Raw genomic sequence first — 16714 nt, 5'->3', positions numbered from 1 at the left:
AATGAATAAAACAGTCATAAATAAATGGCTAAATGAGTAAAACGTTAATGATTGAGGGAAGGGAAGAAAGTATGAAAAAGTCATTATTCATTTCTGAATGGAAGCAAATTTTTTCCAACAAAAAAGTGTGGGTACCGATTGTTGGAGTAATTTTTGTACCTATTTTATATGCTGGTATGTTTTTATGGTCGTTTTGGGACCCGTATTCACAACTCGACAAACTACCAGTTGCAGTCGTCAATGAAGATGCTGGTGCAACACTAGAAGGAGAAAGATTAGTCTTAGGAAATGAACTTGTTGATAAGTTAAAGGATAACAACGAATTTCAATTTCACTTTAGAACACGAGAGAAAGGGTATAAGGGTTTAGAGAAACAAGAATATTACATGCTCGTTGAAATTCCTGCTGATTTCTCTCAGAATGCAACAACATTAATGGATGAAGCACCAAAACAGTTGGAATTAAAGTATGTTCCAAATGAGAGCTATAATTTTCTTTCCGCACAAATTGGTGAAACTGCAGTAAAGGAAATTAAAACAGCGATTGCGAATGAAATTTCGGCAACGTATGCGGAAACGATGTTTGATCGTGTACACGAAATGTCAGATGGGCTTACGAAGGCAAGTGATGGAAGTGGGAGCTTAAATGAAGGGGCAGAAACACTACAAAATGGTACACAATCGTTAAAAGAAAATCTAGCACATTTCGCAGCAAAAGCGATAGAATTTCAACAAGGAACAAACAAAGCAATGAAGGGAGCCAATTTGTTAGCAACAGGGATGACAGACTTTTCTACAGCAATAGAGCAGTTTACAGAAGCTAATGAAAAGCTGTTGAACGCATCAACGGAACTCCAAGTTGGAACAGGAACGCTAACGAATGGAATTACCGACATCCAAGCTGGGGCAAGTCAAATGGAAGAAAAAATACCTTCCCTTGTTGACGCTACAAAGCAGATAGAGGAAGGCTTACGCGCATTTCAAAACAAACTTCCTAAAGAAATGGCGAATGCAATAGGTGAAAAATCAGATGCAAGTGCTGGTGCAATGAGCCAAGGGCTTGATCAACTACAGAGCAGGCTTGGCGAAGGGCTTTCACGAGAAATCGCAGCGCAACTATCACAACAGCAGGAAGCACAGATGACGCAGCTTTTTCAAGCGCTAAAGCAAAGTAATGTTGATCCACAAGTTATTCAAGCATTACAAGAGCAAGTGGCGAATAATACACCAAGTCAAAAACAGCTTGAAGCACAATTAAAACAAGAAATTGATAAAGGACTTCAAGCAGGATTTGTACCTTTTAAGGAAGAAGTAAATAATCAATTTGCAGCAACAGCTAATAATATGGAAATGCAAATCCAACAAGCAGTTGATCCAACATTTAACGAATTACTACAAGGTCTTGAACAAGTTAATGATGGACAAAGCACGCTACTGGATGGCATTACGAAATTAGCAGGCGGGTCAAATGAACTTGCAGCAGGTGCAGATAAGCTAAATAATGGCCAACAGCAATTCGTTGACAGCATGCAGCAGTTCCAGAATAAGCTTGTGCAAGCAAATGGGGCGGTAAAGCAGCTTGAAAAAGGAGCTACCGATTTAGATGATGGGATGCATGATATATCTAATGGCGCTCAAAAAATGAATGACGGCTCCCAAAAACTAGCAGAAGGTTCTGTCGCACTTGATCATGGGGCAACCGATTTACAAAAAGGAACAAATGAGCTTCATCAAAAGCTAGATGATGCAGCAGATGAAGCAAGTTCGGTTAAAGCGGATGATGACACGTATGAGATGTTTAGTAATCCAGTTGCTTTAGACAAAAATGAAATAAACCATGTGCCAAACTATGGTACCGGATTTGCACCATATTTTGTTTCATTAGGATTATTTGTTGGCGCATTATTAATAACGATTGTTTATCAGATAAAAGAACCAGCTATACAGGCTCAAAGTGGAATCACATGGTTTATTGGGAAGTTTGGTGTGTTAAGTATTGTAGGAATACTGCAAGCTTTGCTAGTCGATGCTGTTCTTCTTCTCGGTCTTGATATAGAAGTGAAGAGTGTACCATTATTTATTGTGACAACTATAATTACGAGTCTTGTGTTTATCGTGTTAATCCAATTTTTAGTAACCACATTAGGTGATCCCGGAAGATTTATTGCCATTGTGCTTTTAATCCTCCAGCTAACAACAAGTGCCGGAACATTTCCATTGGAATTGATACCAAACATGTTACAGCCTATAAACGCACTGCTACCTATGACATACTCCGTTCAAGCGTTTAAAGCAGTGATATCAAGTGGAGATTTCTCCTTTATGTGGCATAATATCGGTATATTAGCTTGCTATCTTTTTACGTTTGCTATGCTAACAATAGTGTATTTCACCTATAAAACTAAGAAGAATCCAAATGGTAATGAAGCATTGCAATAAAAAGTCGACACTCTCTTAAAAATGGAGAGTGTCGATTTTTATAATATGAAAAGTTCGAAGCTACACAATTAGAAGGGATAGTATTACTGATTCCTTCACTAAAAAAACTATGCGGGGAGCGTTATACAAATTAAAAGTAATAAGGTTGCTTATGAACTTGTACTGTTGTTTAGACGAACTTTGCTTTGTTTTTCTTCTATAAACAACTCGATTTGCTTTTTATGATGATTATCATGCCAAACAAAGCTCCAAAAATAATTGAACATTGTATGTGGAAGCCCAGAAAAAGGATCGATTGTATCCCCGTTTATTGTGAAGGACGCGTGAAAGTCTTCTTCGTTTTTTCGTTTTAATACAGAGACTAGCTGTGTTCGTGCACAAAGCTGGTGATCAATTAATTCACTTTTTGTAACACCTGAGTTTGCATATTCTGCCGCTTTCTTATTTAAAATATCAAAAGAAATACTTTGAATGGATGCATCATTTTTCATAAATGGTAATATTTCTTCGATAATATAAATATCCCAGAAGGTAATATGACAAATGATTTCTGCTGTAGACCATTTGTCTTTTTTTATTGGAGTGAAAAAATGCGTATCACTCATATGCTCTAAAGATTTTACCCATACATTAAATTGTGATAATTCATCGACTAAGTCACGGGTTGTTTTCATGAATTGATCCTCCTGTATTCAGTCCTCCGATTCGACTAATCACATGCGATTACGTAATATTATTCTAATTATCAAAATTATACCATATTTAGAAAAATAACGTGTAAAGAAAGTTGGGAAATGTAAAAAAACAGTAGGAAATACCTATGGAGTTATTCACTATGCAATATTTTCTAAACACATATCTACAAAAAAGATGCCCATATGGACATCTTTTTTTCCCTATTCATTGGATAGCTTAAGTAAATCAAGAAGTTTAAAGAACATGCTAAGAAAAATAGCTACAATTGTTGCGAGTCCCATACCTTTTAGTTCAACATTTCCCCCTAAGCTTATTGTTGCTCCACTTATTCCAATAACAAGTACAACACACGTTAAGATAAGGTTTTGGGAGTGGCTATAATCTACCTTTGCTTCCACGAGCATTCGAATTCCACTCGCTGCTATAATACCGAATAATAATAGCGAGATTCCTCCCATTACAGCGGTGGGAATCGATGAAATTAATGCTGCAAGCTTTCCACAGAAAGAAAGGAAGATCGCGAGTACAGCAGCCCCACCAATAATCCATGTAGAATATACTCTTGTTATTGCTAATACACCAATGTTTTCACCATAGGTTGTGTTTGGAGTCGAACCAAAAAAGCTAGAAACCATGGTGGACAGTCCATTTCCTAAAAGGGAGCGATCAAGACCAGGATCCTTTGCTAAATCACGTTTGACAATGTTACTTGTAACAAATAAGTGACCTATATGCTCTGGAATGATAACTAATGCGGCAGGTAGAATAATTAAAATCGCAGACCAATCGAATTTCATTTGGTAAAAATCAGGGACTGAAATCCACGCTGCTTCAGATACCGTTGTTAAATCTACTAAACCTGCTGCAAATGCAATTATATAACCAGAAACAATACCAATTAATATCGGAATAATTTTTAAGAAACCACGCATAGTAACCCAGCTTATAATTGTTATGGCAAGGGTGAGCATGGAAACCATTACAACCTTTGAATCGATTGCCCAGTCCGCAGCCGCATCAGCTGGTGCAATCAAGCCTGCCATTTCTGCAGCAACTGGCACAATTTCTAAACCAATGACAGCAACGATTGCTCCCATGGCAGCTGGTGGAAACAATACATCAATCCAACTAGTTCCTGCTACTTTAACAATTAAACCGACAATGGTGAGTACAACACCAACGACAAAGAACCCTGCAAGTGCATAGCCATAACCTTCCCCACCTGCATAGTGACTTAACACAACAAATACAGGTGATATGAAAGCGAAGCTCGAGCCAAGATAGGCTGGGATTTTCCCTTTTGTAATAAATAGATAAAAGAGTGTGCCTAATCCATTCATAAGTAGAATAGTTGCAGGATTTATGCCAAAAAGCACTGGAACTAGGACAGTTGAACCAAACATGGCGAATAAGTGCTGAATACTTAATGGAATGCTTTGAATAAATGGTAAACGTTCATCTACTTGAATTTCTTTATACTGTTTCATGCAATTCTCTCCCTCGTTATTATTGAGGTTCATATGTTACCGTTTAAGGATGAAACATAAAAAAACCTTGCCAATAGATAGCAAGGTTTTTTCATACAACATAAATGGAACAATAAATGTCCAATCTGTGCTGATAAATTTGCAGACCTTCGTCTGCTCACCTTGCCAGTCTCACAGGACTGATTTAAAGGTAACCGTATGAACTTGTATATATCATAGCACATTCATTCTAGTTTGTGTTAAATTTTTTCGCGTGGAACCTACAGTAAGCGATGCATATCAAACTCATGAGGCGGAGGCAAGGGGAGTCGATAACTCTCCTGAGAGTTGGTAGGACTTAAAACAGCATTCTAATAGATTCCTTGAACCAAGTGAATTTAAGGTAGCATATAATTATGAAGAATGGGACATAATGGAATCGATATTCTATGTAAAGCAATAAAAGATAAAAAGAGGTTATGGTAAAAACAGTAAACATTATTAGCCTATTTAAAAAAACTTTGATATTATGGAAATGTAATTCCAAGTAGGTTTTAAGTTGGTTATTTGCAATGAAAATTAAGCAATTTAGGATGGGAGAAGTTCATCAGCAATTTGCTTAAGAACAGAAAGGTGGATGTAAAAATGAGTAAACCTAGAATTGTCGTCCTTGGGGCAGGCTATGCCGGGATGATGACGACGAAGCGTTTAACACAAAAGTTATCACCAGAAGAAGCGGAAATTGTGTTAATTAATAAACACAATTATCATTATCAAACAACATGGCTTCATGAAGTAGCTGCTGGTACGATTAATCATAACCAAGCACGTATCATGATAAGTGATGTTATTAACCCGAATCGAGTTCGGTTAATTTATGATTCCGTTGTAAAAGTGGAAAAAGAAGATAATCGTGTTGTTCTAGAAAATGGTGAAATTACATATGATTATCTTGTTATCGCACTTGGGTTTGTAACGAACACATTCGGTATTAAAGGAATGGAAGAAAATGCATTTTTCATCCAGGATATTGATTCATGTCAATTAATTCGAGATCATATTGAATATCAGTTTGTAAAATATAAAAATAGTGAAGAAAAGAATGACAGTGATTTAACGATTTTAGTCGGTGGAGCTGGATTTACTGGCATTGAATTTGTTGGAGAGCTTGCTGAAAAGGTACCACAGCTGTGCAAGAAGTATGATATTGATCGTAGTAAAGCGCGGATTATTAATGTAGAAGCTGCTCCATCTATTTTACCAATGTTTGAAAAGGACTTAGTAGAATATGCGAAAACATCGTTAGAGCATCGTGGTGTAGAATTCCGCTTAGATGCGAAAATCCAGGAATGTACAGAAGATGCATTTATTGTTGGCGATGACCGTGAGGAGATTAAAGCTGGAACAATTGTTTGGACGGGCGGGGTTACTGGAAATCCGATTCTTGCAAAATCCGGTTTTGAACTTACAAGAGGAAAAGTAACTGTTAATGGTGATTTAAGAGCACCAGAAGAAGAAAACATCTTTATTCTGGGTGATTGTGCATGGGTAATGAATGAAAAAGAAGGTCGTCCATATCCACCAACTGCGCAAGCAGCTATGCAACATGCGGATACGTGTGCAAGCAATATCAAAGCATTACTTCGACATGAAGCCTTACAGAACTTTGAATTCCATGATAAGGGAACAGTTGCATCATTGGGCATTACCGATGGTGTAGGAAACGTGTTATCTGGAACAAAGCTCTCAGGAAAACCAGCAGCAGCGATGAAGAAAGTTGTTGACAATCGCTATTTATTCTTATTAGGTGGACCTAAGCTATTCTTGAAAAAAGGAAAAGTTCGTCCGTTTTAAGCTTGTATGGTGCACGGCTCCAAAATTAAAGGAGGAATAAAGAATGAAACGAAGTTCATTTTATTTTATTTTAGGACTAGCTTCTATTGTTGGCTATATGTTTGCTAGCAGAAAAATAGAGGACAATAGAGACTTTAGATAATATAATGATGGAGCTATCACAAAAGTCATGAACAATGATTTTCGTGGTAGCTCTTTTAATATGGCTTTTTTCCATTCTTTGTTCTTACTTATACATGAAAATTAAATTTAGTTTCATACTATTTTGGAGGAGGTCGTATTATGAAAAAAATAATCGCCACGATAGTGTGTTTGGCCATTTGTATTATACTGCCCCTTCATACTTCAGCTTTAAGACTCATTCTAAAAGAAGAAAACGTGAGTGAAACCCTCATTAGAAGCCATTTCTCATTGGATGCTGTTGAACCATACGTAGTGGATTATCAGAAACTAACACTTCTGTTAGATAAATTAGAAGAACAAGTTTATACATCTCCCGAAAATGCCCAAATTGGATTGGGCGGGGAGATAATCGCTGGAAAGCCCGGATGGAAATTGAATCGCACAAAGACGATGGAATATTTTTATTCCTTTTTTTATAGTGGTCAGTCAAAGCAATATTCTATTCCAAAAACACTTATCTATCCGAAAGTCGATGGGGAGCTTTTAGCAGAGATTAGTGCGAAAAAAATTGGCAGCTTCAAGACTTTTTTTCGACAAGAAAATGAGGAACGCTCTCATAACATATGGCTTGCAGCAAAAGCAATTAATAATCATGTTGTATTTCCTGGAGAAACGTTTTCTTTTAATAAAGTGGTGGGGAAACGTACAGAGAAGCGGGGCTATGAGCGAGCACCTGTTATTGTAAGAGGAGAATTAGCTGAGGATATAGGAGGCGGAATATGCCAAGTTTCGTCGACACTGTTTAATGCGGTTAATTTAAGAGGGATAGAAATTATCGAGCGGTATTCGCATAGCAGAGAAGTACCTTATGTTCCACCCGGAAAAGATGCAACAGTGAGCTGGTGGGGGCCTGACTTTTCATTTAAAAATAATTTCAATCAACCAATATTAATTCGAGCACAAGCAAAAAATGGGAAGATGGAAATACATATTTTTTCATCTGAACATGTAAAAGCAAGAAATTAGACTCAACAGACTTATCAATTGCATTTCTCGATCTTATGCAAACTTATGTATAGAAAATGTTTGTTATTTCAGTATAATAGGAATATACATACATTTCATTTCTATTCAAAGGAGAGATTGGATGCAACAAAAGGTTGAGTATGAACCAACATGGGATTTAGAGGTCATTTTTTCGGGGGGAAGTGACTCAACTGAATTTCAAGTTTATGTAACAAAATTACAACGAGCGATGACAACACTTGAAACGATGGTCGACCAATTTCAATGGAAGGATAAAGAACAGGCGATCGAGGGATTAGTTAAAATCGTTAGTGCTCTTGAAAAAGTGATGAAACAGCTACGTGAAGTATCTGCGTTTGTTAGCTGCTTGAGTGCACAAAATGTTCATGACGAAAAGGCGAATCTTCTTGTAGGAAAGCGGACAGAATTAAATGCCAGAATGGGAGCCATTCAAACGGTTTTAAAGCAGAAGCTTGTAACGATAGAGGAGCAAGAATGGGAAAAAATCGAGTTACATCCCTCTTTAGAGGACGTTTCTTTTAGCTTAAATGAAATGCGTGAAAAAGCGAAGCAGCATCTTCCAGGTAATATGGAGGTGCTGATTGGCGATTTAGCTATTGATGGTTATCATGCTTGGGGGGAAATGTATAATACGATCGTTGGAAAGATGCATGTGAACCTGCAAGAGAACGGAGAGGATAAAAAATTTTCTGTTAGTCAAGCGGCAAATAAGCTAAGCCATCCGGATCGTGGGGTACGCAGATATGTCTTTAATCAAATCGGAAAAGCGTGGGAGGAAAATGCGCCGTTATTTAGCCAATCATTAAACCATTTAGCAGGGTTTCGTTTACAAACGTACAAACATCGTGGTTGGGAAAGCGTTCTCCAAGAACCTTTGTCCATTAATCGAATGGAAAAGGCTACATTGGATGCGATGTGGGATGCAATTAGGGAGGCGAAACCACATTTTAAAGCTTTTCTAGACAAAAAAGCCGCATTGCTTGGTCTAGATAAGCTAAGCATGTATGATATCGGTGCGCCAATATCAAATAGTGTGAAGCGCTATAGCTTTACTGAAGGAGCGCAATTTATCACCAAGCATTTCCAAAAGTTTAGTCCTAAAATGGCTGATTTTGCTCAAATGGCTTTTCAAAAGCGATGGATTGAAGCGGAGGATCGACCTGGAAAACGCCCTGGTGGTTTTTGCACGAGCTTTCCAGATAGTAAGCAAACGAGAATTTTCATGACATATTCCGGTACTTCTTCAAATATTGCAACGTTAGCACACGAGCTTGGTCATGCATATCATCAACATGTGATGAATGAAATGCATGGTTTGAATCAAAAGTATGCGATGAATGTTGCAGAAACAGCGTCTACGTTTGCAGAGATGATTGTAGCAGATGCATCTGTGAAACAAGCGAAAACACGTGAGGAAAAATTGGCGCTATTAGAAGATAAAATTCAACGAAGTATTGCTTTTTTTATGAACATTCACGCACGATTTTTATTTGAGCAACGTTTTTATGAAGAACGTAAGCAGGGCATGGTTTCTGTCCAACGCTTAAATGAGTTAATGCTCGAAGCGCAAAAAGAAGCCTACCATAATAGTCTTGAGGAATATGATCCTAATTTTTGGGCTTCTAAGCTTCATTTTCATATCACTGGTGTTCCGTTTTATAATTTCCCGTATACATTTGGATATTTATTTAGCTTAGGAATCTATGCCTATGCGCTTGAAAAAGGTGGCAGCTTTGAAGACGACTACATTGCTTTATTACAAGATACAGGACGGATGAGCGTAGAAGACTTGGCAGCGAAGCATCTTAAAGTTGATTTGACGAAGCCTGATTTTTGGCAACGCGCGATCCATTTATGTGTGAAAGATGTAGAGGAATTTATCGCTTATTAGTATTATTATATTCTAAATCTTGCAATCGATTTTAGAATGAGCTACAATACATGTAACAAAAAAAGTATAGAAAGAAGCCTACAGGGGGAGCCATTTGGCTGAGAGTGAACAAGATGTTCAGACCCTTTGAACCTGTTAGTTAGTACTAGCGTAGGGATGGTGGCTTTTTTGATGGAAAAGTAATGCTGTGAGCGGATTCCCCATCAGGAAGCTTCCCCTTGGCATTACTTTTTTTGTGTTGGTAAATATCACATGCTTGTTATAGTCACTAGCATTAGGGGAGGTATTTTTTCGTATGCAATCTAAAAGTTTACTGTTTTTGATCGAAGTTTCCATTTTTACCTCATTGGCACTTGTATTGGATTTAATTCCATTTCTCTCGTTTAAAATTTGGCCACAGGGTGGCTCTGTATCATTTGCAATGATTCCGGTATTTATCGTCGCATTTCGCTGGGGATTAAAAGGCGGTTTGCTTTCAGGATTTTTGTGGGGGATACTGCAAATTGCCGTTGGCGAAGCAGCCATTTACTATTTTTGGCAAGCTGTAATTGAGTACGGATTTGCTTTTACAGCGCTTGGATTAGCAGGGATATTTGCAAGGTCTGTGCATCGTACGATCAAGGATGGACAGCGCAAAAAGAGTTTTATTTATATTATGTCAGGTGTATTTATCGGAACGTCACTTCGTTTTCTAGCTCATTTTTTCGCAGGATTTATTTTCTTTGCTGAGTTTGCACCTGAGGGACAGCCAGCATGGTTATATTCCTTACTTTATAATGGCTCGTACATGCTTCCGTCTTTTGTCATATGTACATTTGTTATTTATTGGCTATTTAATAAACAGCCGCGAACTTTGTTAACGGCTGCTGCGTAATAGAAGAATAGAATCCGCTCGAAGGAGGGTAATTCCAATAATACGGAATTACCCTTTTTCCATAATGGAGTGAATTTTTCTCCCTTCTTGTTCTTCAACAGAATTGTCGCAAGTAAATATAATGATAGATCGAATGTTATAGAATGAGGAGCGATTTAATGCGTGAATTTGTTGGGTATTGCAGCTGTTGTGGAGTAGAGGTGTATTGTGAGGATGGATTTTTCAATGGCTTGCATGTAGATGGCGTATTATTATGTGCGAGCTGTATAGGTGAAACAAAGTTAGAAGAGGATCAACAATTTTAAAAATTTGTAATGGACATATTTCTAAGCACCGCTCTAATTAAGCGAGCATAGGCTATTGTATAGTACTTTTGGAAAGGGAGATTCAGTTGGAATTAACATTATCCCATTGGCTATACGGTATTTTTACATTGCTCATTATCATCACAATGATGTTTCGAAAAGGAGTGGTGCTTCCAACGCTATTTGGTACTTTTCTCATTGCATTAGTGTATAAAGGAAGTCTTTTAGATGGGTTTACTGCCATATTCAATGCAAATCTTGTAGCTGCACAAGAATTGTTTAATATTTTTCTGATAATCACCTTCATGATTGCCTTACTCCATTCTTTAAATGATTTAGGAGCAGATCAACGAATGATTCTTCCGATACAAAAAATGATGGTGAATGGGCATCTTGCGTTTTTTATCCTTGTTATCATTACGTATATTATTTCGCTGTTTTTCTGGCCAACACCAGCTGTTCCACTTATTTGTGCGCTTCTTGTTCCAGCGGCTGTGCGAGCTGGTTTACCGGCGATAAGTGCTGCGGTAGCAATTGCGCTTGCAGGGCAAGGAATGGCGCTTTCTTCTGATTATGTGGTTCAAGTTGCACCTAGTTTATCAGCTAAGGCTGGTGGGTTGGAGGTAAGTACGGTTGCTGATCAAGCATTTATATTATCATTAATTGTTGGATGTGTAGCCATTATGTGCGCGTATTTAATCCATCGAAAAGCCATTCGTTTAAAGGGAGATAAAATGAATGAAGTTGAGCTTCAGTCGTTGCGAACAGCGGAACGTACGGTGAATAAGACGAATGCAACTCATCTAACAGTATGGAGTAAAGTGTTCGCCATCTTTGTCCCATTAGCATTAGTTGCAGTTGTTGCTTATATGATGTATACAAAATTAGTTTCTGGAAGAATGGGTGGACTAGAAGGAGGAGATGGAGCAGCATTTATTGGCGGTGTAGCAGTAATCTTATTGTTACTTGCTACGATTGCGTTTGGAAAGCAACATGCTCTAGACTATATTAGCAATCATATTACCGATGGTTTTGTATTTGCGTTTAAGGCAATGGGTCCAGTCATTCCAATTGCTGGATTCTTTTTTCTAGGAAGTCCAGATTTTTCTGGTCGTATCCTTGGTGTTGATGAGGGACCAGCTCTTTTGTTTGACTTAATTCAATCGATGCAAGGATTTTTACCACAGGACGCTTTATTTGTAGGGTTTAGTGTCTTATTGGTTGGTATGATAACAGGACTGGATGGATCAGGTTTTTCCGGATTGCCATTAACAGGAGCGCTGGCTGCCACAATGGGAACAAGTACGATTAGTTCCGAAACACTTGCTGCAATTGGACAAATGGGAGCTATTTGGGCAGGTGGAGGAACGCTCGTCGCTTGGTCATCGTTAATAGCTATTGCGGGTTTTTGTGGCGTATCCGTAATGGAATTAGTCCGTAAGAATTTTTTACCCGTCGTGCTAGGACTATTTATTGCTACGGTTATTGCTGTGTATTTATTTTAATCCGAGTTTTTAATATTAAGGAGAGATAGACGAGAATGGTCTGCATCAAGCAACATATATGGAAGGAATGAAGGAGCTGTTCATTTACGGACAGCTTTTTTATGTTTAGAAAATTATTAAAATCGTTCGTTGTGGATAACGTTTTATAGAACAATAGTTACGTCTAGCTTCAGTACTCGTCGGTTCATTCGCACCTTCCCTGGGATTCCTTTTTTACAGTTAGGAGATTTCAGAGAAATTGAGAGATGGGTTGTACTAAACAAATGAATGTGGACATACGCTATATTAATTTAATGAGAATGGGAGGTATACAAATGAATGGCATGTTCATTGCATTCATTGGAATGGTCGTGTTTGCATTAGGCTATCGATACTATTCGAAATTTGTTGCAGAGAAAATATTTCGACTAGATCCAAATTATGTCACACCTGCGCATCGCTTCAAGGACGGTGTCGATTTTGTTCCGACAAGCAAATATGTCTTATGGGGCCATCACTTTACATCAGTTGCAGGCGCTGCACCAATCGTAGGACCAGCCATTGCGGTTTATTGGGGATGGCTACCAGCATTTCTATGGGTTATTTTAGGAACCGTTTTTGCTGCGGGTGTTCATGATTTTGGAACATTAGTTTTATCTGTCAGAAATAAAGGACAGTCTGTTGGAACGCTTGCAAACAAATTGATCGGACAGCGTGCGAAAATATTGTTTCTATGCATTATATTAATTCTTGTACTAATGGTAAATGCAGTATTTGCCTGGGTCATTGCCAATTTGTTTATATCTTTCCCGGCAAGTGTATTACCAGTATTTATTCAAATTCCATTGGCTATTTGGATTGGGCATGCGGTATATAAACGTAAGAAACGCATGCTTGGCCCTTCGTTAATTGCCTTGGTTTTAATGTATGTAGTAGCTATCTTTGCTAGTAAAATTGATTTTTTACAAATTGATCTTGTACAATACATGGGTGGAGAGAATGGGGCAGGTTTATTTGGATTAGGGGCTGTATCGTCTGCTTTTTTCATTTGGATTATCATCTTGATGATCTATGTTTATATTGCTTCAACACTCCCGGTATGGAAGCTATTGCAGCCACGTGACTTTATTAATTCGCATCAGTTAATTGTTGGACTGGCGATATTATATTTAGGGCTCTTATTTACGAATCCAACGATAACGGCTCCGCTTACAAATACAGGAACAGATGTATCCTGGTTTCCTTTATTGTTTATTACTATTGCATGTGGAGCCATTTCTGGTTTTCATGGATTAGTTTCCTCTGGAACGTCTTCTAAACAATTAAATAAAGAAACGGATGCACGGTTTGTCGGCTATTTAGGTGCGGTAGGTGAAGGATCATTAGCGTTAATAGCTATTCTTGCGGTGGTTACATTTTTCCCGAGTGCAGATGAATTTTTAGCAACATACCACAGCTATACGGCTGCAAATGGTGCTGGGTTAAATGTATTTGTTGAGGGAGCTAGTAAGCTAGCAACTGGATTAATGATTCCAGTTCCGATTGCCACTACCATTGTTTCTATTATTGTTGTGAGCTTTGCAGCAACGACGCTAGATACTTCAGTTCGTCTAATGCGTTATATTATCGCGGAATTAGGAATTACGTACAATTTCTCAACCTTATCCAAAAAGCATGTAGCTACAAGTATTGCTGTTGTTGCTAGTGCAGCCCTTGTTTTGTTACCTGAAGGACCTAAAGGCTTTGGGTCTGGCGGATATTTGCTATGGCCCTTGTTTGGAACATCCAATCAACTATTAGCAGGGATAAGTCTTTTGTTAATTGCAATTTGGTTAAAACGTCTTGGTAGGAATTATGCAATTGTTCTTATTCCAATGGTTTTCCTAATGTTCATGACATTGTATGCGATGTTCCAGCAAGTCTTTTTTGAATGGTCATGGTTTGGTTCCAGCTCCAATAGCTTATTGTTTATATTTGGAGCAATTATTTTCGTGTTTGCTATCTGGATAACATTGACGGCTTTTTCCGTATTAAGTAATGAACATCGTTCGGGTTCCCCTAGAGAATAAATACGTGTGGATGAATAAATCAATGCGGCTAGCATTTAAACGTTTTACGTAAAGTAAAAGTTATACAGGTAAATACGCGCTCTGGACAATACGATCGCCTTCAAAGAAGTAGTAATTAAGCTACTCCATACTGGATTACGGGCTATCGTATTTTTCAGAGCGATTTGATATTCGAGCGTAAGGTCTATCTACAGGCAAAAGGTATACCTTAATCTAATTGTTTTTACTAACTTTGCATAGGGGTGATATTGGATGATCAAACAAGCTAAACAATTAATTCGTTGGTATGAAGAAGTATTGTCAATGCCACATCGTACAGAAATTGCTCGCGAACTACGAGGAGAGGATGATTTGTTCTTTCTACTCCTCTATTCTGAGTTGCTAGGTGTACCTAATCCGGCCTATTACTTTACATTAGAGCTCTATCCATACATAATCGAAGACTTTCATGATTGGCATCTACGTATGGGAATGGATAAGTCTCCTTTATCGGGAATTAGATGCTGTTAATAGGGGCCAGAAAGGAGGAAGAATTAAATGGAGGAATGGAATAAGCAAATCTTGTTCATTGGTGGCAAAGGTGGTGTTGGTAAATCAACATCAGCAACAGCTATTGCCTGGAAACAAGCAATGCTTGGAAAAAAAACCTTACTTGTTTCTACAGATCCAGCACATAACTTAGGAGATTTATTCGATTCTCCTATTGATAGGAAAGGAACAAGGATTTCACCATCACTTACCGTATTAGAAATTGATCCTCAGTTTGAAACCGAGATATATATTTCAGAAGTAAAAGAAAATATGAAGCATGTTATTCATTCAGGCTGGCTGGATGAAGTGAACCGATTACTAGATACAGCACGTGTTTCTCCAGGTGCAGATGAAGCAGCAATGTTTAATAAAGTAATTGACATAGTTGTTGAAGAACGCAAGCAATATGATGCGATCATATTTGATACGGCACCAACAGGTCATACGATTCGATTGCTTTCTCTTCCAGAATTGATGGGAGTTTGGGTCGAAAGCATGCTTCAAAAAAGAAAGAAGACGAATGAGCATTACAGTAAGCTTTTGCATGATGGAGAAAGAGTAGATGATCCAATCTATCAAGTATTAAAAAAACGGCAGGAAAAATTTGCTCATGCACGGACAATATTGCTTGATAATGATCAAACTGGCTTTATATTTGTATTAAATCCGGAACGCCTTCCTATTTTAGAAACGAAGAAAGCAATCAATTTACTTGATAATTATCAGCTTTTTGTGAAATCCTTAATAATAAATAAAGTGTTACCAAATGATGCAAGTGGGGAATATATAGAAATGCGACGCAAGCTTGAACGGTTCTATTTGCAACAAATTCGCGAATTATTTCCACGTAAACACTTATGTGAGGTGCCGTTATTTTCTAAAGATATAAGTTTTATTAGTGATTTGGAGATTTTTAGTTCATATTTGGAAGGAGAGGCGAAGCAATGAAAGCATTTGTAATTGATCAAGGTACGTTCAAATTGAAAGAGATGGAAGATCCTGTTCCTAGTAAAGGTGAAGTAATAGTTTCCATAAAAACAGCGGGGTTAAATCATCGTGATTTGTTTATTCCAGATCGCTTATCAAAGGATCACTCTCCACTAATCATTGGATCAGATGGAGCCGGAATGATTGAAACGGTAGGAGAAGGGGTTCAACATGTTAAATGCGGGGATGAAGTAATTATTAACCCTTCGCTTAGATGGTTTCAACAAAGTGATTTTCCTCCGAAAGAATTTGATATATTAGGAATGCCTGACAATGGTACATTTGCCGAAAAAATTGTATTATCAGCAGATCAGGTTGAGGCTAAACCAAAGCATCTTTCTTGGGAAGAAGCAGGAGTATTGGCGCTTTCAGGCTTGACGGGGTACCGAGCAATGTTTACAAAAGGTAAATTAAAAAGTGGAGAAACGGTATTTATTCCGGGGGCAGGAAGTGGAGTTGCAACCATATTAATTCTACTTGCTAAATGTATCGGAGCACGGGTAATTGTAACGTCACGAAGTAAAGCTAAGCTGGACAAAGCAAAAAAACTTGGTGCAGATGTCGTTATAAAAACAGCGAGTGATTGGCCTGCTATATTAAAAAATGAAAAAATCGATCTTGTAATCGATAGTGTGGGAAATGCTACATTTAGACGTTCATTGGAGGTTCTTCGAAAGGGTGGTAGAATGGTTGTTTTTGGTTCTTCCACAGGAGATGAAGTAACATTTGATTTAAGAACATTTTTTTATGGACAATATGAATTACATGGTACAACAATGGGGAGTAGAGAGGAGCTTCAAGCATTCCTCTCCCTTGTTAGTAAATATCACATACATCCTGTTGTTGATCATACCTTTCCATTAAAGGATGCTGCAGATGCTTGGAATTATTTAAAGGATGGAAAGCAGTTTGGAAAGCTTGCATTAACTGTTACATCAGTATAAGGAAA

At 37.9% G+C, this 16714-nt stretch carries 13 protein-coding genes and 1 riboswitch; of the genes, 11 read left to right on the top strand and 2 right to left on the bottom strand.

Annotated features, from left to right (window positions below; genetic code table 11):
- Positions 1 to 71 precede the first annotated feature (71 nt).
- Positions 72 to 2438 carry a YhgE/Pip family protein gene (locus SPK86_RS00690; protein WP_284139322.1) on the top strand — a complete coding sequence of 789 codons (2367 nt, stop codon included), beginning with the start codon at positions 72 to 74 and terminating at the stop codon, positions 2436 to 2438.
- Between the two features lie 149 nt (positions 2439 to 2587).
- Here the strand turns inward: SPK86_RS00690 and SPK86_RS00685 are convergent, their stop codons facing one another.
- Together SPK86_RS00685 and uraA are read right to left on the bottom strand one after the other, a co-directional pair.
- Positions 2588 to 3112, bottom strand: a complete 525-nt coding sequence (locus SPK86_RS00685; RefSeq protein WP_284139321.1) for a DinB family protein — start codon at positions 3110 to 3112, stop codon at positions 2588 to 2590.
- 222 nt (positions 3113 to 3334) lie between these two features.
- Positions 3335 to 4621: a uracil permease gene (uraA, locus tag SPK86_RS00680; RefSeq protein ID WP_284139320.1), complete on the bottom strand. Its 1287-nt coding sequence runs from the start codon at positions 4619 to 4621 to the stop codon at positions 3335 to 3337.
- Positions 4622 to 5245: 624 nt separating this feature from the next.
- Here uraA and SPK86_RS00675 point away from each other — a divergent pair.
- The 10 genes from SPK86_RS00675 (at position 5246) to SPK86_RS00630 (ending at position 16709) form a co-directional block, all read left to right on the top strand.
- Positions 5246 to 6454, top strand: coding sequence for an NAD(P)/FAD-dependent oxidoreductase (locus tag SPK86_RS00675; RefSeq protein WP_284139319.1), 1209 nt, complete (start codon positions 5246 to 5248; stop codon positions 6452 to 6454).
- A gap of 282 nt (positions 6455 to 6736) precedes the next feature.
- Positions 6737 to 7603: a VanW family protein gene (locus SPK86_RS00670; protein ID WP_284139318.1), complete on the top strand. Its 867-nt coding sequence runs from the start codon at positions 6737 to 6739 to the stop codon at positions 7601 to 7603.
- Between the two features lie 121 nt (positions 7604 to 7724).
- Complete coding sequence (locus SPK86_RS00665) at positions 7725 to 9515, top strand: M3 family oligoendopeptidase (RefSeq protein ID WP_284139317.1); 1791 nt, start codon at positions 7725 to 7727, stop codon at positions 9513 to 9515.
- Positions 9516 to 9588: 73 nt separating this feature from the next.
- Positions 9589 to 9689: riboswitch (TPP riboswitch) on the top strand.
- A gap of 121 nt (positions 9690 to 9810) precedes the next feature.
- Entirely contained in the window at positions 9811 to 10389 is a 579-nt protein-coding gene (gene thiT / locus SPK86_RS00660) for an energy-coupled thiamine transporter ThiT (protein WP_330948460.1), read from the top strand.
- 158 nt (positions 10390 to 10547) lie between these two features.
- Positions 10548 to 10694 (top strand): hypothetical protein, encoded by a 147-nt coding sequence (locus tag SPK86_RS00655; protein ID WP_330948459.1) that lies wholly within the window; start codon positions 10548 to 10550, stop codon positions 10692 to 10694.
- A gap of 86 nt (positions 10695 to 10780) precedes the next feature.
- Positions 10781 to 12199 carry a hypothetical protein gene (locus tag SPK86_RS00650; RefSeq protein WP_330948458.1) on the top strand — a complete coding sequence of 473 codons (1419 nt, stop codon included), beginning with the start codon at positions 10781 to 10783 and terminating at the stop codon, positions 12197 to 12199.
- Between the two features lie 314 nt (positions 12200 to 12513).
- Positions 12514 to 14247, top strand: a complete 1734-nt coding sequence (locus tag SPK86_RS00645; protein ID WP_284139313.1) for a carbon starvation CstA family protein — start codon at positions 12514 to 12516, stop codon at positions 14245 to 14247.
- 252 nt (positions 14248 to 14499) lie between these two features.
- A complete protein-coding gene (locus tag SPK86_RS00640) occupies positions 14500 to 14757 on the top strand; it encodes a cory-CC-star protein (protein ID WP_284139312.1) in 258 nt (85 codons plus the stop codon).
- Between the two features lie 27 nt (positions 14758 to 14784).
- Positions 14785 to 15726: an ArsA family ATPase gene (locus SPK86_RS00635; protein ID WP_330948457.1), complete on the top strand. Its 942-nt coding sequence runs from the start codon at positions 14785 to 14787 to the stop codon at positions 15724 to 15726.
- Positions 15723 to 16709 carry a zinc-binding dehydrogenase gene (locus SPK86_RS00630; RefSeq protein WP_330948456.1) on the top strand — a complete coding sequence of 329 codons (987 nt, stop codon included), beginning with the start codon at positions 15723 to 15725 and terminating at the stop codon, positions 16707 to 16709. The genes SPK86_RS00635 and SPK86_RS00630 overlap by 4 nt, the downstream gene beginning before the upstream one ends.
- Positions 16710 to 16714 lie beyond the last annotated feature (5 nt).

It is taken from the genome of Virgibacillus sp. MG-45, from assembly GCF_036409425.1.
In the GTDB taxonomy this organism is placed as follows: domain Bacteria; phylum Bacillota; class Bacilli; order Bacillales; family Amphibacillaceae; genus LDC-1.
This window is presented reverse-complemented; position numbering and strand designations above follow the sequence as displayed.